At 65.8% G+C, this 22,519-nt stretch carries 26 protein-coding genes; 11 read left to right on the top strand and 15 right to left on the bottom strand.

Going from position 1 to position 22,519, the window contains the following annotated elements:
- The first annotated feature begins 2 nt into the window (after window positions 1–2).
- Genes BBH56_RS00735 through BBH56_RS00715 form a run of 5 tightly spaced genes read left to right on the top strand, consistent with a single transcriptional unit; the run spans window position 3 to window position 3,717 of the window.
- The gene (locus tag BBH56_RS00735; RefSeq protein ID WP_110882413.1) at window positions 3–581 is read left to right on the top strand and encodes a YggT family protein; all 579 of its coding nucleotides are present in this window, start codon (window positions 3–5) and stop codon (window positions 579–581) included.
- A 2-nt stretch (window positions 582–583) separates the two neighbouring features.
- Window positions 584–1,738 carry a homoserine O-succinyltransferase MetX gene (gene metX, locus BBH56_RS00730; protein ID WP_148121602.1) on the top strand — a complete coding sequence of 385 codons (1,155 nt, stop codon included), beginning with the start codon at window positions 584–586 and terminating at the stop codon, window positions 1,736–1,738.
- On the top strand, window positions 1,735–2,337 hold the full coding sequence (gene metW / locus BBH56_RS00725; protein ID WP_144347106.1) for a methionine biosynthesis protein MetW: 603 nt from the start codon (window positions 1,735–1,737) through the stop codon (window positions 2,335–2,337). The genes metX and metW overlap by 4 nt, the downstream gene beginning before the upstream one ends.
- A gap of 11 nt (window positions 2,338–2,348) precedes the next feature.
- The gene (locus BBH56_RS00720; RefSeq protein WP_110882410.1) at window positions 2,349–2,789 is read left to right on the top strand and encodes a DUF4426 domain-containing protein; all 441 of its coding nucleotides are present in this window, start codon (window positions 2,349–2,351) and stop codon (window positions 2,787–2,789) included.
- A 4-nt stretch (window positions 2,790–2,793) separates the two neighbouring features.
- Window positions 2,794–3,717: a histone deacetylase family protein gene (locus tag BBH56_RS00715; protein ID WP_110882409.1), complete on the top strand. Its 924-nt coding sequence runs from the start codon at window positions 2,794–2,796 to the stop codon at window positions 3,715–3,717.
- 220 nt (window positions 3,718–3,937) lie between these two features.
- On the opposite strand, the gene zapE is transcribed toward BBH56_RS00715, so the two are convergent.
- Window positions 3,938–5,038 carry a cell division protein ZapE gene (gene zapE / locus BBH56_RS00710; RefSeq protein ID WP_148121601.1) on the bottom strand — a complete coding sequence of 367 codons (1,101 nt, stop codon included), beginning with the start codon at window positions 5,036–5,038 and terminating at the stop codon, window positions 3,938–3,940.
- A 133-nt stretch (window positions 5,039–5,171) separates the two neighbouring features.
- Between zapE and ilvD the strand changes: the two genes are divergently transcribed.
- Window positions 5,172–6,863, top strand: a complete 1,692-nt coding sequence (gene ilvD, locus BBH56_RS00705; protein WP_144347103.1) for a dihydroxy-acid dehydratase — start codon at window positions 5,172–5,174, stop codon at window positions 6,861–6,863.
- 21 nt (window positions 6,864–6,884) lie between these two features.
- Here ilvD and BBH56_RS00700 read toward each other — a convergent pair whose 3' ends face one another.
- From BBH56_RS00700 to BBH56_RS00690, 3 genes are read right to left on the bottom strand one after another with little or no spacing between them, the layout of a single operon-like run.
- Window positions 6,885–7,487 (bottom strand): SCO family protein, encoded by a 603-nt coding sequence (locus tag BBH56_RS00700; protein WP_110882406.1) that lies wholly within the window; start codon window positions 7,485–7,487, stop codon window positions 6,885–6,887.
- Window positions 7,480–8,298, bottom strand: a complete 819-nt coding sequence (locus BBH56_RS00695; RefSeq protein WP_110882405.1) for a cytochrome c oxidase assembly protein — start codon at window positions 8,296–8,298, stop codon at window positions 7,480–7,482. Before BBH56_RS00695 ends, BBH56_RS00700 begins: the two co-directional genes overlap by 8 nt.
- A complete protein-coding gene (locus BBH56_RS00690; protein WP_148121600.1) occupies window positions 8,295–8,606 on the bottom strand; it encodes a hypothetical protein in 312 nt (103 codons plus the stop codon). The genes BBH56_RS00695 and BBH56_RS00690 overlap by 4 nt, the downstream gene beginning before the upstream one ends.
- Before the next feature lie 92 nt (window positions 8,607–8,698).
- Between BBH56_RS00690 and sohB the strand changes: the two genes are divergently transcribed.
- Window positions 8,699–9,703 (top strand): protease SohB, encoded by a 1,005-nt coding sequence (sohB, locus tag BBH56_RS00685; RefSeq protein ID WP_148121599.1) that lies wholly within the window; start codon window positions 8,699–8,701, stop codon window positions 9,701–9,703.
- Here the strand turns inward: sohB and BBH56_RS00680 are convergent.
- On the bottom strand, window positions 9,675–9,923 hold the full coding sequence (locus BBH56_RS00680) for a sulfurtransferase TusA family protein (protein WP_148121598.1): 249 nt from the start codon (window positions 9,921–9,923) through the stop codon (window positions 9,675–9,677). The genes sohB and BBH56_RS00680 overlap by 29 nt on opposite strands.
- Before the next feature lie 68 nt (window positions 9,924–9,991).
- On the opposite strand from BBH56_RS00680, the gene BBH56_RS00675 reads away from it, so the two are divergent.
- Window positions 9,992–10,177 (top strand): hypothetical protein, encoded by a 186-nt coding sequence (locus tag BBH56_RS00675; protein ID WP_110882401.1) that lies wholly within the window; start codon window positions 9,992–9,994, stop codon window positions 10,175–10,177.
- Window positions 10,178–10,196: 19 nt separating this feature from the next.
- Window positions 10,197–11,204 carry a lipoyl synthase gene (lipA, locus tag BBH56_RS00670; RefSeq protein WP_148121597.1) on the top strand — a complete coding sequence of 336 codons (1,008 nt, stop codon included), beginning with the start codon at window positions 10,197–10,199 and terminating at the stop codon, window positions 11,202–11,204.
- A gap of 7 nt (window positions 11,205–11,211) precedes the next feature.
- Here lipA and BBH56_RS00665 read toward each other — a convergent pair whose 3' ends face one another.
- Window positions 11,212–12,939: a cation:proton antiporter gene (locus BBH56_RS00665; RefSeq protein ID WP_198515227.1), complete on the bottom strand. Its 1,728-nt coding sequence runs from the start codon at window positions 12,937–12,939 to the stop codon at window positions 11,212–11,214.
- A 57-nt stretch (window positions 12,940–12,996) separates the two neighbouring features.
- On the opposite strand from BBH56_RS00665, the gene BBH56_RS09535 reads away from it, so the two are divergent.
- Complete coding sequence (locus BBH56_RS09535; RefSeq protein ID WP_198515226.1) at window positions 12,997–13,842, top strand: universal stress protein; 846 nt, start codon at window positions 12,997–12,999, stop codon at window positions 13,840–13,842.
- Between the two features lies 1 nt (window position 13,843).
- Here BBH56_RS09535 and cyoE read toward each other — a convergent pair whose 3' ends face one another.
- The 4 genes from cyoE to BBH56_RS00635 are packed head-to-tail and all read right to left on the bottom strand — an operon-like array spanning window position 13,844 to window position 17,152.
- Complete coding sequence (gene cyoE / locus BBH56_RS00650; protein WP_148121596.1) at window positions 13,844–14,797, bottom strand: heme o synthase; 954 nt, start codon at window positions 14,795–14,797, stop codon at window positions 13,844–13,846.
- The gene (locus tag BBH56_RS00645; protein WP_148121595.1) at window positions 14,794–15,801 is read right to left on the bottom strand and encodes a COX15/CtaA family protein; all 1,008 of its coding nucleotides are present in this window, start codon (window positions 15,799–15,801) and stop codon (window positions 14,794–14,796) included. The genes cyoE and BBH56_RS00645 overlap by 4 nt, the downstream gene beginning before the upstream one ends.
- Entirely contained in the window at window positions 15,798–16,391 is a 594-nt protein-coding gene (locus BBH56_RS00640; RefSeq protein WP_148121594.1) for a hypothetical protein, read from the bottom strand. The genes BBH56_RS00645 and BBH56_RS00640 overlap by 4 nt, the downstream gene beginning before the upstream one ends.
- Window positions 16,388–17,152 carry an SURF1 family protein gene (locus BBH56_RS00635; protein ID WP_157809036.1) on the bottom strand — a complete coding sequence of 255 codons (765 nt, stop codon included), beginning with the start codon at window positions 17,150–17,152 and terminating at the stop codon, window positions 16,388–16,390. The genes BBH56_RS00640 and BBH56_RS00635 overlap by 4 nt, the downstream gene beginning before the upstream one ends.
- 57 nt (window positions 17,153–17,209) lie before the next feature.
- Between BBH56_RS00635 and BBH56_RS00630 the strand changes: the two genes are divergently transcribed.
- The gene (locus tag BBH56_RS00630; RefSeq protein ID WP_144347093.1) at window positions 17,210–17,425 is read left to right on the top strand and encodes a twin transmembrane helix small protein; all 216 of its coding nucleotides are present in this window, start codon (window positions 17,210–17,212) and stop codon (window positions 17,423–17,425) included.
- 5 nt (window positions 17,426–17,430) lie between these two features.
- On the opposite strand, the gene BBH56_RS00625 is transcribed toward BBH56_RS00630, so the two are convergent.
- From BBH56_RS00625 to BBH56_RS00605, 5 genes are all read right to left on the bottom strand, one after another.
- Window positions 17,431–18,291: a cytochrome c oxidase subunit 3 gene (locus tag BBH56_RS00625; protein ID WP_144347092.1), complete on the bottom strand. Its 861-nt coding sequence runs from the start codon at window positions 18,289–18,291 to the stop codon at window positions 17,431–17,433.
- A 148-nt stretch (window positions 18,292–18,439) separates the two neighbouring features.
- Complete coding sequence (gene ctaD / locus BBH56_RS00620) at window positions 18,440–20,014, bottom strand: cytochrome c oxidase subunit I (protein ID WP_110882575.1); 1,575 nt, start codon at window positions 20,012–20,014, stop codon at window positions 18,440–18,442.
- Window positions 20,015–20,042: 28 nt separating this feature from the next.
- The gene (gene coxB, locus BBH56_RS00615; protein ID WP_318262559.1) at window positions 20,043–20,918 is read right to left on the bottom strand and encodes a cytochrome c oxidase subunit II; all 876 of its coding nucleotides are present in this window, start codon (window positions 20,916–20,918) and stop codon (window positions 20,043–20,045) included.
- Window positions 20,915–21,496, bottom strand: coding sequence for a DUF2244 domain-containing protein (locus BBH56_RS00610; protein WP_110882392.1), 582 nt, complete (start codon window positions 21,494–21,496; stop codon window positions 20,915–20,917). Before BBH56_RS00610 ends, coxB begins: the two co-directional genes overlap by 4 nt.
- Window positions 21,497–21,586: 90 nt before the next feature.
- Window positions 21,587–22,483 (bottom strand): methyltransferase domain-containing protein, encoded by an 897-nt coding sequence (locus tag BBH56_RS00605; protein WP_148121591.1) that lies wholly within the window; start codon window positions 22,481–22,483, stop codon window positions 21,587–21,589.
- Window positions 22,484–22,519: the final 36 nt, after the last annotated feature.

The raw sequence follows: 22,519 nt of genomic DNA, 5'->3' as shown, positions 1-22,519 counted from the left end.
CCATGGGCCCGGGCTATCTCACCAATCCGCTGGCGTTTCTGGTCGACACGCTGTTCAGCCTCTACATCATGGCGGTCATGCTGCGGTTTCTGCTGCAGTGGTCGCGGGCGGATTTCTATAATCCGCTGGTGCAGTTTCTGGTGCGCGTCACCCAACCGGCGCTGCAGCCCCTGCGCCGCCTGATCCCGTCATGGGGCGGCGTGGACATCGCCGCCATCGTGCTGATGGTGATCCTGCAGATGATCGCGATCAGCCTGCTCATGAGCATCGCCGGCGTCACGCCACGCATCGACTACCTGCTGCTGCGCACGCCCGCGGAACTGATCAGCCTGCTGCTGAATGTCTACCTCATCGCCATTGTGGTGCGGGCGATCCTCTCGTGGGTCAGCCCGACCGACTACAACCCCGCCACCACGGTGCTGCTGAGCCTGACCGAGCCGGTGATCCGCCCGTTTCGGGCCATCCTGCCGGACATGGGCGGGATTGATCTGTCGCCGCTGGCGGCGATCCTTGCCCTGCAGGTGGTGAAGATGCTCGTGCTGCCGCCGCTTGATCGCATCGCCCCCGGCCTGATGATGTAGCCATGGCCGCGCCTGCCGAGGAGACATCGGTCGGGGTGATCGTCCCGCAGACCGTGCATTTCGATGAACCCCTGGCGCTGGACTCGGGCCGGGTGCTGCCGGGCTATACTCTGGCCTACGAGACCTACGGCACGCTCAATGCCGACGCCAGCAACGCCATCCTGGTGTGCCATGCCCTGTCCGGCAACCACCATGCCGCGGGCTATCACCACGCCGGCGAGCGTAAGCCGGGCTGGTGGGAGGCCTGCATCGGCCCGGGCAAACCGCTCGACACCAACCGCTTCTTCGTGGTCTGCAGCAACAACCTGGGCGGCTGCCACGGTTCCACCGGCCCCACCTCGATCGACCCCGAGACCGGCGAGCTCTATGGCGCCGACTTCCCGCTGGTCACCGTGCGCGACTGGGTGCGCAGCCAGGCACGGCTCGCCGACCACCTGGGGGTGGCGCGCTGGGCGGCCGTGGCCGGCGGCAGCCTGGGCGGCATGCAGGCCATGCAGTGGGCCATCGATCAGCCGGAGCGCCTGCGCCACGCGGTGGTCATCGCCGCCGCACCCCGCCTGTCGGCACAGAACATCGCCTTCAACGAGGTCGCCCGTCAGGCGATCCGCTCCGACCCGGATTTCCAGGACGGCCGCTACGCCGCCACCGGCGATCGGCCGCGGACCGGACTGATGCTCGCGCGCATGCTCGGCCACATCACCTATCTCTCGGAGGCGGCCATGGGCGAAAAATTCGGGCGCGAGCGGCGCGACACGCGGGGCGGCTATCACTACAACTACGATGTCGAATTCGAGGTGGAAAGCTACCTGCGCTACCAGGGCGAGTCATTCGTCGACCGGTTTGACGCCAACACCTACCTGCTCATGACCCGGGCGCTGGACTACTTTGACCCCGCGGCCGCCACCGATGGTGATCTGTCGGTGGCACTGAGCGGCGTGACGGCGCCGTTTTTCGTCGCCTCGTTCACCAGCGACTGGCGCTTTCCGCCGGCCGCCAGTCATGAAATCGTCCGGGCGCTGCTGGATACCGACAAACGCGTGAGCTATGCCGAAATCCGCGCCAACCACGGCCACGACGCCTTTCTGATGCCGGTGCCGCGCTACCGCGAGGTCTTCTCGACCTATATGCAACGCATCGCCGAGGAGGTCGGGGTATGAGCCCACTGCGTGCGGATCTCGAAATCGTCGCCAACTGGGTGGGCCGCGGTGACCGGGTACTTGACCTGGGCTGCGGCGATGGCCGGCTGCTGCGCTATCTGTTCGATCGCCGCCAGGCCACCGGCTATGGGCTGGAGATCGATCCCGACGGCATCACCCGGAGCCTTGCCAACGGCATCAACGTCATCGAGAGCGATATCGACGAGGGCCTGTCCGATTTTGACACCAATGCCTTCGATCAGGTCATCCTCACCCAGACACTGCAGGCCGTGCAGCGGCCCGACCAGCTGCTCTGGGAAATGCTGCGGGTGGGGCGCACCGGCATCGTGACCTTCCCCAACTTCGCCTATTACCGGCTGCGCTGGCACCTGGCGGTCAAGGGCCGCATGCCGATGAGTCATGCCCTGTCCTATGCCTGGTACGAGACGCCCAACATCCATTTCTGCACCATCGATGATTTTGAAGCACTCTGCGAGCAGCTGAGTATTCACATTATTGAGCGCCGCGTGTTATCTCATGACTACAAGAGTCCGCGACTGGCGCGCTGGATGCCCAACCTGTTCGGAGAAGTGGCGCTGTACCGGATCTGTCGGGCGTAAAGGAGAATGACATGAAGCATCCCGGACATCGGCTGGCCCGCTGGGCGGCCGCCCTGCTGGTCGCCCTTCCCCTGCTGGCATCGGCCCAGCAGTCGGAGCGCTTCGGTGACTATGAGATCCACTACAGCGCCATCCCCACCGGCATGCTCAATGCCGACGTGGCCCGCGAATACGGACTGGTGCGCAGCCGCACCCGCGGCATGGTGATGGTGACGATCCTGCGCAATGGCGAGGCCGTGTCCGGCGCCGTCGACATCGTCGCCCGCGATGACAATGACGAGCTCACCGAAATCCCCGCCGAGCGGGTCCGCGAGGACGGCTGGGTCTCCTATGTCGGGACGTTCCCCATCGAGCCCGGCGATGCGCGTATCTTCGAAATCGACGTCAACCCCCATGCCGGTGGCGAGGTCTACTCGGTGGCCTTTCGGCAGACCTTCCACCCGGGGGAATAGGCTTGTGTCGACCTGGCTGATCACCCACGAGGCCTGCCTGCAGCATGACACCGGCAGTGGCCATCCCGAGCGCATCGAGCGGCTTGAGGCCATCCTCGCCGCCCTCGACACCCCGGCGTTTGCCGACCTGCAGCGCCATACCGCGCAGTCGGCGTCGCGGGCGGTGCTCGAGCGCGCCCATAGCCCCGGGTATATTGATGAGGTGATGGCGGCCGTGCCGGCCACCGGGCGGACGCAGCTCAACGCCGATACCACCCTGTCGGCCGGTTCGGGAGAGGCCGCACTGCGCGCCGCCGGTGCGGCGACCCAGGCGGTGGACGCCATCCAGACCGGCGAGGCGCGGCGGGTGTTCTGTGCCGTGCGCCCGCCCGGGCATCATGCCGAGACCGGTGAGTCCATGGGGTTCTGCCTGTTCAGCAATGCCGCCATCGCCGCCCTCCACGCGCAGGCGGTACACGGTGTCCAGCGCGTCGCCATCGTCGATTTCGATGTCCACCACGGCAACGGGACCCAGGCGGTGGTGGCCGAGCGCGAGGGGCTGTTCTACCTGTCCACACACCAGTATCCGCTGTTCCCCGGCACCGGCAGCCGCAAGGAAAACCGCCCCGGGCATATCCTGAATATCCCCATGCCCGAGGGCACCGGCTCGGCGGACTACCGCGAGCAGTTCCACCGCGAGGCGATTTCAGCGCTGATCGACTTTGACCCCGAGCTGATGATCATCTCGGCGGGATTTGATGCCGCCGTCGAGGACCCGCTGGCCGGCATGGCGCTGACCACGGAGGACTTTGCCTGGATCACCGACGAGCTGGTGGCCGTGGCCAACTACTGCTGCGGGGGGCATATCTGCTCGGTGCTCGAAGGCGGCTACGACCTCGATGCCCTTGCCCGGGGTGCGGCCGCGCACGTCGCCGGGCTGATGAAATAGGGCTTGACAGCGGCGGTTGTGCACATCCAGCGCGGCGCCGGACGGTCACGACGCCGCTAACTCCCTGATACCGCCGGATAAACCGTAAGTACCTGTTTTTAAAGCTTATTTAAAACTGGTTAAGAATTCGCCAGTCTGAGAAAAGCCGCATCACGCGGGCCTGTCCGGCATTCATCCCCGGGTTCCTCCACAGACTTGTCCACAGGGTCTGGGGAAAACCCTAGGGCCGGTGGGGCAGGGCCAGATACTCCCGGGACTGCATCTCGCGCAGACGCGAAATGATGCGCCGAAACTCAAAATGCAGGTGCCGGCCGCGGTACAGCCATTCAGGCTCGGCGGTGGCGGAGATGATCAGCTTGACGCCGCGATCATAGAACTCGTCGACCATCGCCGCGAAGCGCCGCGCCGCGTCTTCGCGGTCGCGATCCATAATCGGCACGTCCGAGATCAGCACGGTGTGAAAGCGACGGGCGATCTCGACATAGTCATCGGCGCTGCGCGGCCCCTCGCACAAGGCACCGAAGCGCACCCAGAGCACGCCGTCGCCAAGGGCCAGCACCGGGATGTCGCGCTGGTTGATGGCCAGTCCATCGGTTTCATGATCACGCTCGGGGCTGAGGCGCTCGAAGGTCTCGGCAAGGGCGGTGCGGGCATGCGCGTCCGCGGGCACATGATAGACCGGTGCGCGGCTGAGCAGCCGCAGGCGATAGTCGGTGCCACCATCCACGTTCATCACCTGCAGATGGCGCTCCAGCAGATCGATGGCGGGCAGGAAGCGATCACGCTGGAGACCGCCCGGATAGAGCCCGTCCGGCGGCAGGTTCGAGGTGGCCACCAGCGTCACGCCCTCGTCGATCAACCCATGCAGCAGTCCCGAGAGGATCATCGCGTCGGCGATGTCGCTGACGAAGAACTCGTCAAAGCAGAGCACCCGCGCCTCGCCGGCCCATTCAGCGGCCAGGGTGCGCAGCGGATCCGGCTGTTCACGCAGCCAGCGCAGACGGTAATGGGCGGACTGCATGAAGCGGTGGAAATGCACCCGGCGCCGGGGGATGGAGGCGGGCAGGCATTCATAGAAGGTGTCCATCAGATAGGTCTTGCCGCGGCCCACCCCGCCCCACAGATAGAGCCCCGACACCGCGGCGGGGGCAGCGCCGCGGCGACGCTGCCACCAGCCGCGCAGGCCGGTGGCCGGCGGCGGCTGGTCCTGCAGCGCCGCCTGAAGGGCATCCAGCGCCTCCACCGCGGCGCGCTGCGCCGGATCGTCGACGAAATCACCGCCGGCCAGATCGGCCTCGTAACGGATACTCGGCGTTGTCACCGCCCCTTGCCTGCCCTGTCGCTTTCCTCAATTGCAGAGTATGCCATTGCAGGGCGTGGCGACGATTGCCACCCGCCCCGGAGTTTCGTATTTTGTCGGTTGACCGATCACTACCCATCATCAAGGAATCACCATGGCCGACAACCGCCGCAGCCGCGCCGTTACCGAAGGACGTGCCCGCACCCCCAACCGCGCGATGATGCGGGCCGCCGGCTTTACCGACGAGGACTTCGCAAAGCCCATCGTCGGCGTGGGCAATGCCCATAGCACCATCACGCCCTGCAACATGGGCATCGGCGCCCAGGCCGAGCGCGCCAGCGACGCGCTGCGTGCCGCCGGTGCGATGCCGGTTAGCTTTGGCACCATCACCATCTCCGATGGCATTTCCATGGGCACCGAGGGCATGAAGTACTCGCTGGTCTCGCGGGAAGTGATCGCCGATTCCATCGAAACCGTCTGCAACGGCCAGAGCCTTGACGGCATTCTCGCCACCGGCGGCTGCGACAAGAACATGCCCGGGGCGATGATCGGCATCGCCCGGCTGAACATCCCCGCGATCTTCGTCTATGGCGGCACCATCAAGCCGGGCCACTACAAAGGCCAGGACCTGACCATCGTCAGCGCCTTCGAGGCGGTGGGCCAGTCCGCCGCCGGCAACCTCTCGGATGAGGACCTCAAGGGCGTGGAAATGAACGCCTGCCCGGGCGCCGGCTCGTGTGGCGGCATGTTCACCGCCAACACCATGTCGAGCGCCTTCGAGGCAATGGGCATGAGCCTGATGGGCTCGAGCACGGTCTCGGCCGAGGACGACGAGGCGCGGGACGTGGCGGCACGCGCCGCCGAGGTGCTGGTGGATGCCATCCACCACCAGCGCCTGCCCCGCGACCTGATGACCCGCAAGGCCTTCGAGAACGCCGCCAGCGTGGTTATGGCACTGGGCGGTTCGACCAATGCCGTGCTCCACCTGCTGGGTATCGCCAGCGCCTGCGAGGTGGAATTCTCCATCGACGATATCGAGCGGATCCGCCAGCGCGTGCCGGTGCTCTGCGATCTGAAGCCCTCGGGGCGCTATGTCACCAGCGAATTCCACGCCGTTGGCGGCACCCCCCAGGTCATGAAAATGCTGCTGGCGAATGGGCTGCTGCATGGAGACTGCATGACCATCACCGGACAGACCATCGAGCAGCTGCTGGAGTCGGTCCCCGCCACGCCGTCGCCGGATCAGGACATCATCCGCGACTTCGACAACCCGGTGTATGCCGAGGGCCATCTCGCGATCCTGCGCGGCAACCTGGCCAACGAGGGCGCCGTCGCCAAGGTCAGTGGCATTAAAAAGCGCCGCATCGAAGGCCCCGCTCGGGTGTTCGATTCCGAGGAGCTGGCCATGGATGCGATCCTCGCCGACCGGATCCAGGCCGGCGATGTCCTCATCATCCGCTACGAGGGCCCGCGTGGCGGCCCCGGCATGCGCGAAATGCTGGCGCCGACCTCGGCGATCATCGGCCGCGGGCTGGGTGACGCCGTGGGCCTGATCACCGACGGGCGGTTCTCCGGTGGCACCTACGGCATGGTCGTCGGCCATGTCGCCCCCGAGGCGGCGGCCGGCGGCAACATCGCCCTGGTCGAGGAAGGCGATACGGTGATCATCGATGCCGACCAGAACCTGCTCGAGGTGCAGATCGACGAGGCCACACTCGCTGAGCGCCGCGCCCGGTGGAGCCCCCGGCCGCCGAACTACCGCCGCGGCGTGCTGGGCAAGTTCGCCCGGCTGGTCAGCTCGGCGTCCTACGGCGCGGTCACCGACAAGGACCTGTTCGAGGACTGAGCGCGCCGAGCTGACCCCGGGCTAACCCCGGGCGATGCGCCGCAGATCCGCGGCCATTCCCGTCACACTGTCGCTCGGGCGGAACAGCGCCCGGGCGTGACCCTCGGCATCAAACACGTACATCGCGCTCGAGTGCGAGACGTTGTAGTCGCCGAACTCATTGGGCTCGCCGTAGCCGAAGGTGGCGCGGTAGCGCTTGGTGAGCTCGCGGAGTCGCTCCACCGGTGCCGTGGCGCCGGTGACGCGGTCACTGAAAAAGTCCGTGTAGTCGGCAAGCCGCTGGGGCGTATCCCGGCCGGGATCCACCGAGACGAACAGCACCTGCAGATCGCCGTCGAGGCTCTCGCCGGCCGCCTCCGTGGCCGCCGCAATCCGCGCCATGGCCGTGGGACAGACATCGGGGCAATGGGTGAAGCCGAAGAACACCACCGTGGGCGCGCCCCGCAGATCGGCGGCGGTCAGCGTTTCGCCAGTCTCACTGGTCAGGCGGAAGGCGAGATCCGGCAGCAGCCCCTCGATGCCCTTGGTCTGATAGCCACTGCCGCCGCAGGCGCTCAGCAGCGCAGCCATCATCACAACCAGCGCGGGGCCCGGCCAGCGACGTTTTCTGGGGTGCTCAGGCATCCGATTCCCTCCCGTGCAGACGGAATGCGAGGACGATGATGGCAGCCATCACGCTCATCATTGCCGCCGGTATCCATGTAATCAGGCCGCCGATCTGCTGATCAAGCAGCGGATCGATGGGAAACGCGCGGCCGCAGACATCGTAGATTTCGAACAGATTCTGGCCGCTGAATGTGATGTACGCCCCCAAGGCGATCTGCGGCGGCATGATCAGCGCCAGCAGCAGAATGCGCCGACCGGGGCTCAGGCGGGGTGTGACGGCCTGATCACTGCGCTCGAAAATGAGCCACCAGAACAGCAGCCCGTCGAGCAGCATCGTCCAGTTCATGAACCAGTACAGGTCGATGCTCAGCATGGCGTCAAAGTGAATCTCGGGCGTCAGCCAGAAGTAGATCACCCCGACGAACAGCACACCGGCGATGAACGGCTGCTGGAGCACGCGATACACCCGGCGCAGGGCACCGAAAAGCGGTGCCGCCGGCCCCCGCGGCCAGGCCCGGACCCGCGCCGGCAGGGCAGTCGCCAGCACGCCCGCCGGCATTGCCAGTGCGATCAGGAACGGCCCCAGGTGATGCAGCACCAGATGCTGCAGCCGGTGCGCCGAGAACAGATACTGCGAGTAGTAATCATAATGGGTCTGGGTGACGGCATAGATCAGCGCCACACCGGCGAAATACGACAGCGCCGGCCAGAACCCGGGCGAGGCCCCCCGGATCAGACCGATGGCGTACAGGCCGACGGCCAGCGCGCAAGCCAGAAAGACCGGCAGCGAGGGCTCCCACGGCTGCAGCCAGGTGACCAGGGTATTCATCGGCCGTCAGACCCCGGCATGACCGGTAGCCGCGAGCAGGCCGCGCGGGACAGCAGAATGGCCACGTGGCTGCTCGGGTAGAGTCTGCCGTCGGCGCGCAGGCGCTCGATCAGCGCCGCGGCGGCGGCATCGGACGGGGCATCGATGGGCTCGACAAAAAAATCCCGCTCCTCGACCAGTCCGGCCTGACAGCGCTTGAAGGCGCGAAAGGCGGTGCCCTTGGGCGCCGCCGCCCATTGATCGAGCTGGCGAAGCGTCGCCACATCGACGCCGCGATGGCGGTAGAGTGCGGTGCCAGGTGGGTTCATGCCCCTCCCCTGCGGCGGGTGGCTTCTTTCATCGGTTGGCTCGCGTAGACTTGCAGTCCAGTCGTATTCGGCATTCATGAAAGGATAACGCGATGGAATTCCTGCAGGATTATGCCCTTTTCCTGGCCCGTGTGCTCACCCTGGTGGCGGCGTTCGCGGTGGTGCTGGGCATGATCGGCGGCATGACCAGCCGGCGGCGCGGTCGTCACCGCGAACAGCTCGAGGTCGAGCCCCTCAACCGCCGCTACGAGGCCATGAGCCGGCGCATCCAGCGCGGTCCCGACGCCCGTCGGTCCAACCTGCTCCAGCGCCTACGGGAGCGCCGCCAGAAGCGCCGCGGACAGGATGGCGAAGGTCGCCTGCCGCGGTTGTTCGTGCTCGACTTCGACGGCGACATCCGCGCCACTGCGGTCGACTCGCTGCGCGAAGAGGTGAGCGCCATCATCGCCAGCGCCCGACGCGATGACGAGGTGCTGCTGCGCCTTGAAAGCCCCGGCGGCATGGTGCCCGGCTACGGCCTTGCGGCCAGCCAGCTGGCACGGCTGCGCGAGGCCAATATCCGCCTGACCATCGCGGTGGACCGGGTCGCGGCCAGCGGCGGCTATCTGATGGCCTGCGTGGCCGACCGCATCGTCGCCGCCCCGTTCTCGATCATCGGCTCGATCGGCGTGGTCGGCCAGCTGCCCAACTTCCACGGCCTGCTCAAGCGCCACGACATCGAGTTTGAGCTGCACACCGCCGGCGCGCACAAGCGCGATCTGACCGTGTTTGGCGAGAACACCGACGAGGGCCGCGAGCATTTCCGCGAGTCCCTGCAGGCGGTGCATGACCTGTTCCGCCACCACATCGGCCGCTACCGGCCACGCATGGACGTCGACCGCGTCGCAACCGGCGAGCACTGGATGGGCGAGCGCGCCCTTGAGCTGGGGCTGGTGGATGATCTGGGCACCAGCGACGACCTGCTGCTCGAGCGGCGCGAGCGCATGGAGCTGATCAGCCTGTCCTGGCATCAGGCGCCGTCGTTCAGCCGACGGCTGTCCGTGGTGGCCGAGTCCCTGCTGGCGCGCCTCAGGGGCCCTTCTCAAGCCAGAATGTGAGGACATCGCCGGACTCGGTCTCATGCAACAGCTGATGCCCAGTGGTGTCACACAAGGCACGGAAGTCGATCACCGCATGCGGGTCGGTGACCTGCACAGCGATGCATTCGCCCACCGCCATGTCCCGCAGCGCCTGTTTGGTGCGCAGGATGGGCAGGGGGCAGTTCAGTCCCCGCAGGTCCAGTTCACGATGGGCATGAGGGTATGAGGCAGCGGCCATGGAGGCGGTCCGGTTTCAAACGTATACTGGATTTTACATGACACAGTCAGGATGCGGAGGGTGCCGTCATGAGTGATGAACGGCCAGACAAGCAGGATAAAGACGATACCGAGGGATATGATCCGCGGCCGGTCAGCGATGGCCGTCTGCGCGAGGAAATGACCCGTGAGGAGGTTGAAGCCTACCGGGAGGACGCCGATCGGGCGCACGCCAACTGGTTTTCGGTGATGAACAACCCCTACGGCAAGGACTGAACGAGGCAAGGAGTCGGACATGCCCGAACTCAAAGGCATCCCCGTTGTGGTCAGCGGCCAGAAGGTCGACAAGGACAACGGTATCCGCGCGATCAAAAATGGCGTCAAAGCCCAGCGCGACACCGCGCCGGTGGGGCGCGGCGACAAGCCGGACTGGCTGCGCGTCAAGGTCCCCACCGGTGAGACCTATCAGAAGGTCCGCAACACGGTGCGCGAGCACAAGCTTGCCACCGTCTGCGAAGAGTCCATGTGCCCCAACATGGGCGAGTGCTGGAGCGCCGGGACAGCGACCATCATGCTCATGGGCGATGTCTGCACCCGCGCCTGCAGGTTCTGCGCGGTGGACACCGGCAACCCCAAGGGCTGGCTTGACGACAACGAGCCCAATGGCGCCGCCACCACTGTTGAACTGATGGGCCTTAAGTATGTGGTGCTGACCTCGGTGGACCGCGATGATCTGGCCGACGGTGGGGCCCAGCACTACGCGGACTGCATCCGCGAGATCAAGCGCCGCAACCCCAACACCGCGGTCGAGGCACTGACCCCCGACTTCAACGGCCGCCACGAAGCGATCGACACCGTGGTCGACACGGGGCTCGAGGTGTTTGCCCAGAACGTTGAGACGGTCAAACGCCTCACCCACCCGGTCCGTGACCCGCGGGCGGGCTATCAGCAGACGCTGGACGTACTGGCGTATGCCAAAAAGCGCCGGCCGGGCGTGCTCACCAAGACCAGCCTGATGCTGGGCCTGGGCGAGACCGATGAGGAGATCATCGAGACCATGGACGATCTGCGCGCCATCGGCGTCGATATCGTCACGTTCGGCCAGTACCTGCGCCCCACGGTCAATCATCTGCCGGTGGACCGCTACGTCACGCCCGAACAGTTCGAGCGCTACCGCGAGATCGGGCTTGGCAAGGGTTTTCTCGAAGTGGTCTCGGGCCCGCTGGTGCGCTCGAGCTATCGCGCCGACCGCGTCCTCGAGAAAAACAACGTCGGCCTGGACAGGGCGGCGGGCGAAGGCTGAACGCCCCTCAGTCACCCGCGTCGCCGCGATCCTCCGGGGTAATCGGGGGAATGGGCGTGCGCTGGGTTGGCGGGGCGCCGCTGATCAGATCCACTGCCCGATCGGCGGCGTCCTGAAAAGGCTCCATGACCGTGTCCGCGCCGCGGGCGAGCAGTTCGTCCGTCTCACGGGCGTTATGCGAGGCCACCGCCACTTGGCCACGGAATGGGGTTGAGCGAACGATCTGCATCAGCGTGTGGCGACTGTCCTCGTGGCTCAGGCCCGTCGGGTGCCGCGGCACCGTGCTGACCACCCACTGGGCCTGTTCGAGGGGCAGCGAGGCGATGAACTCCGGGTCGGTCGCATCGCCGTATTCAGCCCGCAGCCCCAGACTGGTGGCGCGTGCGATGGCACGCGGATCAAAATCCACGCCGATCACTCCAAACCCCCGGCGCTGGAGCCGCAGCGCCATGGCGGTGCCAAACCGCCCCATACCAAAGATGAGGACGTCGGCGGCCGCCTGACTCGCCCCCGCGTTGCCCTTCGGTTCACGCGGCGTCCCGGCGCGCTCGAATATCGATAGATGACGCCCGACGTGTTCGTAGAGCCAGTGCGAGTAGGTAATCATATAGACCGAAACCGCGATCGTGATCAGCCCCACCAGCGTCACCAGGCCGAGGGCCTGCTCACCGACATGACCCAACGCCAGTCCCATGCTGATGAAAATCAGCGAGAACTCCGAGATCTGCGCCACCGTCAGGCCCGCCAGAAATCCGGTTCGCCGACGGTAGCCCATCGCCCCCATGATGGCGAGCACGATCAGCGGATTACCGATCAGGACGAAGGCCGAGAACACCAGCGCCTCGCGCAGACTGTCCCCCAGCAAGGCAAGATCCAGTGTCGAGCCCAGCGAGATGAAGAAGAACAGCAACAGGAAGTCGCGCAGCGGAGCGAGCCGCGCCGAGATGGTCTCGCGGTAGGGCGTTGACGCCAGTGAGACCCCGGCCAGCAGGCCGCCCAGCTCCTTACCGAGGCCGATGACGTCGGCCACAGTGGCAAAAACGGTCGCCTGGGCAATGGCGAAGATCACCAGCAGCTCCGGGGCATGGGCCAGCCGGGCACTGAGCGGGTTGGCCACATAGCGGACGAAGAGGATCACCAGGCCGACCAGCGCCACGCCGGCCAGCAACACCATGGCGATTTCAGCAACGCCGCCGCCATCGGCGCGACCACCGATCCCCACCGTGGACAGGACGATCATCGCCAGGACCACCACCAGATCCTGGACGATCAGAAACCCCAGCGCGATCTGGCCGTGAAGCGAATCGATCTCGCGCTTGTCCGAGAGCAGCTTGACGATGATGATGGTACTGGAGAAAGTAAGCGCGACGGCGACGTACAGCGAGGTGACCGCCTCAAGCCCCATGGCGAGCCCAAGCAGAAAGCCGATCCCGGCGGTGAAAGCCACCTGACCGAGCCCCGTGACCAGCGCCACGGCGCCGAGAGACCGAATGAGCTTGATATCCAGTTTGATGCCGACCAGAAACAGCAGCACGGCAATGCCGAGTTCGGAAAGCAGGTCAATCTGCGCCTCGGCATGCACCACATCGAGCATGGAGGGGCCGGCCATGATGCCAACGGCGATAAAGCTCACGATCAGTGGCTGGCGCAGGAGGATGCCGGCAAAGCCGACCACCGCCGCCAGCATGAGCAGGGTGGCGACCTCCGCGAAGGCGGAATGCAGCATCAAGTCCATGATCAAACTCCTCCCCGCCGGCCGTTTGCGTCATCGGCAGGACGCGGAACCCCGCTGATGCGCCGGATTGTCTTGGCGACCGACTTCAGTGACCGTGCCGAGCGCGCGCAACGCATGGCGCTGCTACTGGCCCGTGAGCATCGCTACGGCCTCAAGCTCGTCTACGCCATCGATACCGACCAGCCGACGGCCATGATCGATGCGCAGCGCGACACCGCCAACTTTATGCTACAGCGTCTCGCCACCACGATCGAGACGGTGGATGGTGTGGCCTGTTCCGTCGCGGTCGTGAGCGGCCGGGGGCCCGATGAGGCCATCCGATCCGCCGTCGACGACACGACACCGCTGATCGTGTTGGGCAGCCACCGCAAACGCCAGCTGCGTGACCTGTTCCTGGGCGGCACCTCGGAGCGCATCATCGCCCATACCGACTGCCCGGTACTGGTCGTTCGGGCGGCTCCGGTCGAGCGCTACCGCCGGCTGCTCCTTGCCACAGATCTCTCGGAAGGCTCCATGGCCAGGGCGCGCGCTCTGGGCGCGACTCCCGTCAGCGCCGGCACCTCCACGACGGTGGTGCATCTGGTCGGCACTCAGGAGCAGTCCGCCGTGCCGACCGGCCGAATGACGGATGACGCGCGCGATCGACTGCTCGCCCACGATCAGGCGGTGGCCCGGGAGCGGTTGGAAGGATTCGTCCGCAATGCGGACCTGGGGGCTGTCGGTATCCGGGTCGAGGCGGATACCCGCCCCACTGCCACTGCCCTGATGGACATCGCGGCGCATGAGGGGGCGGATCTGATCGTGCTGACCCCGCGTCAGGGCGAAGGCCTGGATCACTCTCTGCGCTATCGCACCACCACCCGGCTGCTGAATGCCTCGCCGGTGGATCTGCTGATTCTGTGATTCAGCCCAGCAGGGGCGCCAGGATCACCGGCAGATAGGCGTCCAGCAGCAGCACCGCGAACAGCGCCATCAGATAGACAATGCTGAAGCCGAACGACTTCATCGGTAGTGACCGGTCGTCGGGGCGGGCGAGCAGTGCGTAGCCAAACCACAGATAACGCGCTCCCAGTCCCACAGCGCCCACCAGATACACCCAGCCACTCATCCCGGTGGCAAACGGCATAAGCGTCACGCCCACAAGCAGCACGGTGTAGAAAAGGATCTGCCAGCGCGTGAATCGATCGCCGTGGGTGACCGGCAGCATCGGGATGTTTACACTCGCGTATTCCTCGCGCCGATGAATGGCCAGGGCCCAGAAATGCGGTGGCGTCCAGGTGAAGATGATCAGGAACAGCAGCAGGGCATGAGGATCGATGCTGCCGGTGACCGCGACCCAGCCCAGCACCGGCGGTGCGGCCCCCGCCGCGCCACCGATGACGATGTTCTGCGGCGTCGCACGCTTGAGAAAGAGGGTGTAGATGAACGCATAGCCAATCAGCGAGCCGAAGGTCAGCCAAGCGGTAAGCGGGTTGACCAGAAAGTACAGCATCGACAGGCCCGCCAGCCCCAGCACCCCGGCAAACAGGCTGGCGTCGCGGGTGCGCAGCCCGCCGGTGGGCAGCGGGCGCCCTTCGGTACGCTTCATGCGGGCATCGATGCGCCGATCGACCAGATGGTTGATCGGCGCCGCCGAGCCGGCCGCCAGCGCAATCCCCAGGTTACCCAGCGTGAGTGCTGTCCAGGGAATGGCACCGGGGCTCGCCAGCAGCTCGCCCACCAGCGCGGTGAACACCATCAGCGCCACCACCCCGGGCTTGGTCAGCTCGTAGTAATCCCGCCAGTGCTGGACGGCATGCTGCAGGACGGCCGTAGCGCCCGTGGCAGGGTTGGAAGTGGCGTCGATATATCGGCTCATGATCGCGCTATGGGTCGCCGGACGTGAATGGCGGTGACCAGCACCAGCATCAGCAGCGCTGCGCCTGCATTGTGCGCGACGGCCAGTGTCAGCGGCAAGCTGTAGATGACATTACCAATGCCGATCAACACCTGCAGACCCAGCGCCCCGGCAACCGCGACGCCCATGACGCGGCCCAGCCCGCCCGCACGCCACAGCCAGAACGCCAGGCCACCGAGCACCAGCGTGACGGCGATGGCGCCGATGCGGTGGACCAGATGAATGGCCATGCGCGCTGGATGGTCCAGCACGCCGAACTCGTAGTTCACACCCAGGCCGCGCCACAGCACAAAGCCCTCGCTAAAGTCGGCATTATCCGGCCAGTACTCGCCGAGGCTGCAGGTCGGAAACTCATTACAGGCAAGCGCCGCGTAGTTGGTGCTTGTCCAGCCGCCCAGCGTGATCTGGCCGACCGCCGCCAGCACCCCGACGGCAAGGAACACCCCCAGCCCCGGGACCTGCGAGAGCCGTCCGGCCCCCAGACGATTGCTGCGCAGCGTCACCCACCAGAGCAGTGACAGCGTTGTCAGGCCGCCCAGCAGATGCGCCGTGACCACCGCGGGCTTGAGCTGCCAGGTCACCGTCCATGCGCCCAGCAGACCCTGAAAGCAGACCAGCGCGACCAACAGCAACGGCACCCGCCACGGCTGGCCGGGGCGATGCCGCTGGCGCCAGGCGAACACCCCCATCCCCACGATCAGCAGGCCCAGGCCGCTGGCGAGATAACGGTGCACCATCTCGCGCCATCCCTTGCCCACATGCACCGGCGTATCGGGGAATGCCTCATTGGCCGCGGCGATCGCCTCGGGCGTGTTGGGGACATCCCACTGCCCATAGCAGCCGGGCCAGTCCGGGCAACCCAGTCCGGCATCCGTCAGCCGCACCCAGGCACCCAGCACCACGACGCAGAGCGCCGTCGCAGTCGCCAACAGACTCAGGCGGTAAAACCAGGGATGGGGATTCATTCGTTGACAGCCTCCTCAAGGGCGCGGCGCTCGGCCTCCTCTTTGGCCAGACTGAGGAGGTTTTCCAGATCATCCAGCAGGCCGGATGCATCCAGCGGCCGGGGGTAGCGCATGACGTGATAACCGCGATAATCGACAATATGCGCGGCCATCGGTTCACCGTTGTGGACAGCCAGTCGATCCACCACGGCATCGGCCGCCGACAGATTGAGGATGCCGGGAACGGGTTCGAACACCGGATCCTCGAGGCTTTCGGGCTGCAGCACCACCAGGCGCACCCGCTCAATGTCGCGGTCCAGTGCGATCTGCACCCGGTTGAGGCGATCGACCCGCTCGCGGCAGGCCTCGCCACAGGACTCGCGCTGCGGCGTCACGATCAGCCAGTCGCCGGCGAGGATCGGCGCTGCCTCGACCACGCCCTGCCACTGCCCGGGATTGATCTGCTCAGCGGGCTGCACCAGCTCGCCATTGTTGGTGAATGATTCAGGTCGCCAGTCGCTGAAGACCATGATCATGGCCGCGGCGGTGGGCAGGATGAAGACCGCCAGCAGCGCGAACGGCTGCCAACGGCCCTTGAGTCGATCGATCAACTGCTCTCTCCTCGTGTTGGCCGGCGCGTATTGACCACCAGCCAGATCACCGTCAGCGCCGCGGCCAGTGAGAACCACTGCACCGCATAGCCCTGGTGACGCTCGGGCCCGAAGCGCCAGGCATCCCGATCGCTGCGCCGGGCGACCGCGTCGGTGGAAAGCGATCCCTCGACCAGTACGTAGTCGCTGAGCGGATAGTCGAGCATCGCGTTCATGGCCTCAAAATCAATGTATTGCAGGCGCCGCGGCCAATCCCCGCTGCCATCCGCCGCCTCGCCCAGACGCATGCCCACGGACGGCCCCGACCCGATCCGGCCACTGACCCGCGCGGGCGAGTCCGCCGGCGGCAGCTCGGGCAGCGTCTGGCGGCTGCCGGCGATCGGCACGAATCCCCGCTGAACCAGCACCGCGGCGTCCCGGCCCGTCAGTCGCAACGGCGTCAGCACCCGGTAACCGATACGCCCGTCCTGGACCTGGTTGTCCAGCAGGAACTGGTGGTCCGTGTCATAGCGCCCCTCGGCGGTGGCCCGCCGGTATTCGTGGCGGGCCAGGCTCGCCGGGCGGTCATTGAGCGCCATCACCGGAGCATCCGTGGCGTCGGCCCTGGCAGCCAGTGCCGAGCGCTTCTCCGCCGCCCGGTCGAGCTGCCACTGACCCAGCCCGATCAGCAACCCCAGCAGCACCGCATAAACCAGCGTCGGCAGGGGGCCGGGTGCGAACACCCAGCCGCCGACGCGGATCCCCCGGCGGGCGGTGATCAAGCCAGCTGCCGCCCGTATCTTCCTTTACAATGCGCGCAAAGCGACAGGGAATAGCTCATGGATTTCGCAATTCGCATCACGATTCTGCTCACATTGTTCGTCATCGTCGCGAGCCTCGGCTCGGGTCTGTTCTATCTCATCCGCGACCGGGGCGAATCGCGCCGCACGCTGAACGCCCTGACGGTGCGCATCACGCTGTCGATCATCCTGTTCGTGCTGATCCTGGTGGGCTTTCTGACCGGGGCCATCGCCCCGAACGGCAGCCCGTTGTAGCCGCGCTAGAGGATGTAGACGAAGATAAAAAGGCCCAGCCAGACGACGTCGACGAAGTGCCAGTACCAGGCCGCTCCCTCGAAACCGAAGTGTGACTTGGGATCGAAGTGGCCTTTCATGCACCGCAGCGTGATCACCAGCAGCATCAGTGTACCGATCACCACATGCATGCCGTGGAAGCCGGTCAGCATGAAGAACGTCGACCCGTAGATGCCGGTGTCCATGCGCAGATTCAGGTGGACGTAGGCTTCGTAGTACTCATAGGCCTGCAGGCCGACGAACAGTGTGCCCAACAGCACCGTGGCCCACATGAAACCGATCAGCTTGGTGCGGTTGTCGTCCTTGAGGGCGTGATGCGCGATGGTCAGCGTCATCCCCGAGGTGAGCAGGATCAGGGTGTTGATGGTGGGCAGCGGCCAGGGGCCCATCGGCCGCCACTCCATGGCCGCATTGGCCGGCCCGGCGGTGGGCCAGTTGAGCGCCATTGAGTCCCACAGCAGGCGGCTGGTGGCCGGGTCTTCGCCGGACAGCCACGGTACCGACAGCATCCGGGCGTAGAACAGCGCGCCGAAGAACGCGGCGAAGAACATGATCTCGGAGAAGATGAACCAAATCATCCCCCAGCGCAGTGAGCGGTCGACCTGATCGCTGTAGAGGCCCCTGACGCCCTCACTGACCACGTCACTGAACCAGCCGAACACGAACCAGGCAGTGATCAGGCCGCCACCGCCCATCACCCACGTCCCCAGTGCCATGCCTTCGAGGTACATCGCGATCCCGACCACCAGGGCGGTGACGCCGATGGTGCCAATGATCGGCCAGTAGCTTTGATGCGGGACGTAATACCCGCCCTGTGCCTGTGCCATTGTCTGCTCTCCCTCTCCCCCGGTCGGATCGCTAGAGACGATCGAGGAAAACCCCCAGATAGATGCCCAGAACGAGCAGCACGAGCAGGACCACCGTCCAGCGGATCCTGCGTCGTGTGCGTCGATCGACTTCGCGGTTGATCATTCCCTAGCGGACGACCGGTGGCGTCTCGAAGGTGTGGTGCGGCGCCGGTGAGGGCACATCCCACTCAAGACCGTCAGCGCCTTCCCAGGCCTTGGCCTCGGCCTGCTGGCCACCACGGATGCACTTGTAGAGCAGGTAGACGAACAGCAGCTGGGCGAACCCGAAGCCGAACCCGCCGATGCTCGAGACCATATTCCAGTCGGCGAACTGCACCGAGTAGTCCGGGATGCGGCGCGGCATGCCGGCGAGCCCGAGGAAATGCTGCGGGAAGAACAGCACGTTCACGAACACCACCGACAGCCAGAAGTGCCACTGCCCCAGCCGCTCGCTGTACATGTGCCCGGTCCACTTGGGCATCCAGTAGTAGGCCGCCGCAAGGATGGCGAATACCGCCCCGGTGACCAGCACATAATGGAAATGCGCGACCACGAAGTAGGTGTCGTGGTACTGGAAGTCGGCCGGCGCGATCGCGAGCATCAGCCCGGAAAAGCCGCCGATGGTGAACAGGAACACGAACGCCAGCGCGAACAGCATGGGCGTTTCAAACGTCATCGCCCCGCGCCACATGGTCGAGACCCAGTTGAACACCTTCACCCCCGTGGGCACCGCGATGAGCATCGTCGAGTACATGAAGAACAGCTCGCCGGCGAGCGGCATGCCGACGGTGAACATGTGATGCGCCCAGACAATGAACGACAGGAACGCGATGGACGCCGTGGCGTAGACCATCGAGCTGTAGCCGAACAGCGGCTTGCGCGCGAAGGTGGGGATGATCGTCGAGATGATGCCGAATGCCGGCAGGATCAGGATATAGACCTCGGGATGACCGAAGAACCAGAAGATGTGCTGATAGAGCACCGGATCGCCGCCACCCGCGGCGCTGAAGAACGTGGTCCCGAAGTACTGATCCGTCAGCAGCATGGTCACGGCGCCGGCCAGCACCGGCATGACCGCGATCATCAGATAGGCGGTGATGAGCCACGTCCACACGAACAGCGGCATCTTCATCAGGCTCATGCCCGGCGCGCGCATGTTCAGGATGGTGGCGATGACGTTGATCGAGCCCATGATCGAGCTGATCCCCAGCACGTGGATCGCGAAGATCACGAACGGGAAGGCGGTGCCGGTCTGGAGCATGAGCGGCGGGTACATGGTCCAGCCACCTGCCGGTCCGCCGCCGGGCATGAACAGCGTCGACAGCAGCACGGCAAAGCCGAACGGCAGAAGCCAGAAGCTCCAGTTGTTCATTCGCGGCAGCGCCATGTCCGGCGCGCCCACCATCAACGGGATCATCCAGTTGGCCAGCCCGGTGAACGCCGGCATGACGGCCCCGAAGATCATCACCAGCGCATGCATGGTGGTCATCTGGTTGAAGAAGTACGGATCCACAAGCTGAAGGCCGGGCTGGAACAGCTCGGCGCGGATCACGAGGGCCATGGCGCCGCCCACCAGGAACATGGCCAGCGAGAACAACAGGTACATGGACCCGATGTCCTTGTGGTTGGTGGTCACCAGCCAGCGTGTGATGCCGGTCGGCTCTCCCTCGTGCGATGCGTCGTTGTAGGTCGTTGCCGTCATCTCAACCATCTCCCCTGTCTGATTCTGTTTACCGGGCGGCCAGTTCGGCGTCGGTGTCCGGCGTCGCGTCGGCGTCGGCGTCGGCCGTCATGCCCTCGCCACTGGCCTGGCGGTTGGCGAGCCAGGTCTCGAACTCCGCCTTGGGCAGCGCCTCGACCACGATGGGCATGAAGCCGTGATCACGTCCGCACAGCTCGGCGCAGCGGCCGCGATACACGCCCGGCTCTTCGATCTCGGTCCACATCTCGTTGACATAGCCCGGGATCGCGTCCTTTTTCCAGCCCAGGTCCGGCATCCACCACGAATGGATGACGTCCGCGCCGGTGATCTGAAAGCGGATGCGGGTGTCGACCGGCAGCACCAGGCGCTGGTCGACGTTCTGCAGGTAGTTATCCACCGAGGCCGGCTTGATCCCTGAGTCGAGCCGCCGTGCCCGGTCGCTGTCCGTCGACAGGCGACTGAGGAACTGGACATCCTCGCCGCGGTACTCGTAGCCCCAGAACCACTGGTAGCCGGTCACCTTGACCGTCATCTCCGAACCACTGGTGTCATCGAGGTCGATCAGTACCTGAGTGGCGGGCACCGCCATGGCCACGAGAATGCCCAGCGGAATCACCGTCCAGACGATTTCCATGGTGGTGCTGTGATGGAACTTCGAGGGTGTTACGCCGCGCGACTTCCGGTGCCGGAAAATCGAGTAGAACATCGCCCCGAAAACGCCCACACCGATCACCACGGTGATCATGAAAATGGTCATGTGCAGGCCATAGATCTCGCGGCTCGACTCGGTGACCCCCTGGGTCATGTTGAGCAGGCCAAAGTCGGCGCTGGCCGGTACGGCGGCGAGTGCGCCCGCCAGGGCGGTCAGTTGGGCCACACGCTTCATCGCGGTTGCTGCAGTCATCCCGATTTTTCTCCAACGTTGGCGGTGAGCCCCGGCGTCCAGGACCTCTCCGGCGCATTCGATTCAGTGGCCGTCACCGGGCGCGCGTCACCCCACCGGGCCATCGGCCCGATGCAGGCCCTGAGCGCCCGCTCGAGGCTGCGTCGCTCGTCGGCGTCAAGAAACGCGCCGATCACCAGTGACCGGTCCCGCGAGCGCAGCAGCAGCTGGGTTTCATCCCAGCGCCGGGACCGCCGGCGGAGCTGCACGTCGGTCCACGTGCGGTCCATTTCGAAGCGCTCCTCGACCCGGCCGCAGCCTTTTTCCACGACCACGGCGTTGTCCACTACGTGGATGACCTCGCGGTCGAGCGAGCGCCGCGCCGACTTGTAGAGCGCCCAACCCAGGGCCGTCACCTCAATGCCCGCGAAGGGCAGGATCGGCCACAGCCCGAACCACGCGCAGACCACGCCGATCCCCAGACACACTGTACTGATGCCGGCGAAGATCAGCATGGTCTGCCGCCAGTCGGGCGCGATATTGGGCGCCAGAACAAAGCGGCGGCCGTGATTCGGCTCGCTTTCCGTCCGGGTACTCATGGGCCCGCCCCGCTCGGGTTGAAACTGATATTCGTCAAGTTTAGTGAATTCCGCGCGCGGAGGAAAGCAATAGCGCGGGTAGCGATCGCCTCAGCGCTGCCGGTGAGGCATGGACAGGGTATCCAGCGGTACCCGCACGGCGCCGTCGTCACCGGTGATCTGCCGCTGGGCATCGGTGCCCCAGGCATGCCCATAGGCGATTTCCCAGGTTGCCGGCAGCCGACCCTCGGCGTCGGCCAGGGCCTGATAGGCGGTTTCCATCGCCTGCCAGCGCTGCCGCGACGTGAGCCCCGGCTGACGGGCCATCAGCGCGTTGCGCAGCCCCAGTGCATCGAGGTCGCGGATCAGCGCGGGCACGTCCGCATAGGTCAGCGTGAAATGCTCCATGTCCATCACCGGATCCGCCAGACGGGCGTTGACCAGGGCATCGCCAATATCATGCATGTCGACAAAGCCGTGCACATGGGGCGTCTCATCGGCCGCCTGCCAGGCCGTCCGCAGCTCGTCCAGCGTATCCGGCCCGAAGGTCGCGAACAGCAGCACCCCATCGGGGCGCAGCACGCGTTGCAGCTCGCGGGCAGTGGGCGCCAGGTCGGGCACGCGGTGCAGTGCCAGGCTCGAGACCACCAGATCAAAGCTGTCATTGCGGAACGGCAGCTGATCGAGCCCGGCGCAGACACCCGGCGGCCGGCGCCAACGGCCGGCGCGCCGCCGCGTCTGGGCCACCAGCGGGGCGACCAGATCCATGGCGTAGTAATCCGCCCGGGGATAGCGCTTGCGCAGCGCCTGGGTGTTCAGCCCGCTGGCACAGCCAAGATCGAGCATTGCCGTCGGTTGCAGGCGGATGTAATCGAGTCGCTCCACCAGTCGCCGACTGACTTCGCGGTGGAGTACCGCGGCGTCGTCAAAACGCGGGGCGGCACGCTCCAGCCGGCGCCGAAGGACGCGGGGGTCAAGCTGCAGGGGATCGTTGGCGGGCTCTGACATACGCTCATCCTGACATAATCCACCGCCGGTCGGCAG

This window comes from Spiribacter roseus, assembly GCF_002813635.1.
In the GTDB taxonomy this organism is placed as follows: domain Bacteria; phylum Pseudomonadota; class Gammaproteobacteria; order Nitrococcales; family Nitrococcaceae; genus Spiribacter; species Spiribacter roseus.
Note: the sequence above shows the minus strand (reverse complement) of the source record. Positions and strands in the feature narration are given on the sequence as shown.

Excerpts from the sequence above, each read along its gene's own strand:
- BBH56_RS00735 (WP_110882413.1), top strand. The coding sequence starts at position 3 with ATGGGCCCGGGCTATCTCACCAATCCGCTGGCGTTTCTGGTCGACACG.
- metX (WP_148121602.1), top strand. The coding sequence starts at position 584 with ATGGCCGCGCCTGCCGAGGAGACATCGGTCGGGGTGATCGTCCCGCAG.
- metW (WP_144347106.1), top strand. The coding sequence starts at position 1,735 with ATGAGCCCACTGCGTGCGGATCTCGAAATCGTCGCCAACTGGGTGGGC.
- BBH56_RS00720 (WP_110882410.1), top strand. The coding sequence starts at position 2,349 with ATGAAGCATCCCGGACATCGGCTGGCCCGCTGGGCGGCCGCCCTGCTG.
- ilvD (WP_144347103.1), top strand. The coding sequence starts at position 5,172 with ATGGCCGACAACCGCCGCAGCCGCGCCGTTACCGAAGGACGTGCCCGC.
- BBH56_RS00700 (WP_110882406.1), bottom strand. The coding sequence starts at position 7,487 with ATGCCTGAGCACCCCAGAAAACGTCGCTGGCCGGGCCCCGCGCTGGTT.
- BBH56_RS00695 (WP_110882405.1), bottom strand. The coding sequence starts at position 8,298 with ATGAATACCCTGGTCACCTGGCTGCAGCCGTGGGAGCCCTCGCTGCCG.
- BBH56_RS00690 (WP_148121600.1), bottom strand. The coding sequence starts at position 8,606 with ATGAACCCACCTGGCACCGCACTCTACCGCCATCGCGGCGTCGATGTG.
- sohB (WP_148121599.1), top strand. The coding sequence starts at position 8,699 with ATGGAATTCCTGCAGGATTATGCCCTTTTCCTGGCCCGTGTGCTCACC.
- BBH56_RS00680 (WP_148121598.1), bottom strand. The coding sequence starts at position 9,923 with ATGGCCGCTGCCTCATACCCTCATGCCCATCGTGAACTGGACCTGCGG.
- BBH56_RS00675 (WP_110882401.1), top strand. The coding sequence starts at position 9,992 with ATGAGTGATGAACGGCCAGACAAGCAGGATAAAGACGATACCGAGGGA.
- lipA (WP_148121597.1), top strand. The coding sequence starts at position 10,197 with ATGCCCGAACTCAAAGGCATCCCCGTTGTGGTCAGCGGCCAGAAGGTC.
- BBH56_RS00665 (WP_198515227.1), bottom strand. The coding sequence starts at position 12,939 with ATGGACTTGATGCTGCATTCCGCCTTCGCGGAGGTCGCCACCCTGCTC.
- BBH56_RS09535 (WP_198515226.1), top strand. The coding sequence starts at position 12,997 with ATGCGCCGGATTGTCTTGGCGACCGACTTCAGTGACCGTGCCGAGCGC.
- cyoE (WP_148121596.1), bottom strand. The coding sequence starts at position 14,797 with ATGAGCCGATATATCGACGCCACTTCCAACCCTGCCACGGGCGCTACG.
- BBH56_RS00645 (WP_148121595.1), bottom strand. The coding sequence starts at position 15,801 with ATGAATCCCCATCCCTGGTTTTACCGCCTGAGTCTGTTGGCGACTGCG.
- BBH56_RS00630 (WP_144347093.1), top strand. The coding sequence starts at position 17,210 with ATGGATTTCGCAATTCGCATCACGATTCTGCTCACATTGTTCGTCATC.
- BBH56_RS00625 (WP_144347092.1), bottom strand. The coding sequence starts at position 18,291 with ATGGCACAGGCACAGGGCGGGTATTACGTCCCGCATCAAAGCTACTGG.
- ctaD (WP_110882575.1), bottom strand. The coding sequence starts at position 20,014 with ATGACGGCAACGACCTACAACGACGCATCGCACGAGGGAGAGCCGACC.
- coxB (WP_318262559.1), bottom strand. The coding sequence starts at position 20,918 with ATGACTGCAGCAACCGCGATGAAGCGTGTGGCCCAACTGACCGCCCTG.
- BBH56_RS00610 (WP_110882392.1), bottom strand. The coding sequence starts at position 21,496 with ATGAGTACCCGGACGGAAAGCGAGCCGAATCACGGCCGCCGCTTTGTT.
- BBH56_RS00605 (WP_148121591.1), bottom strand. The coding sequence starts at position 22,483 with ATGTCAGAGCCCGCCAACGATCCCCTGCAGCTTGACCCCCGCGTCCTT.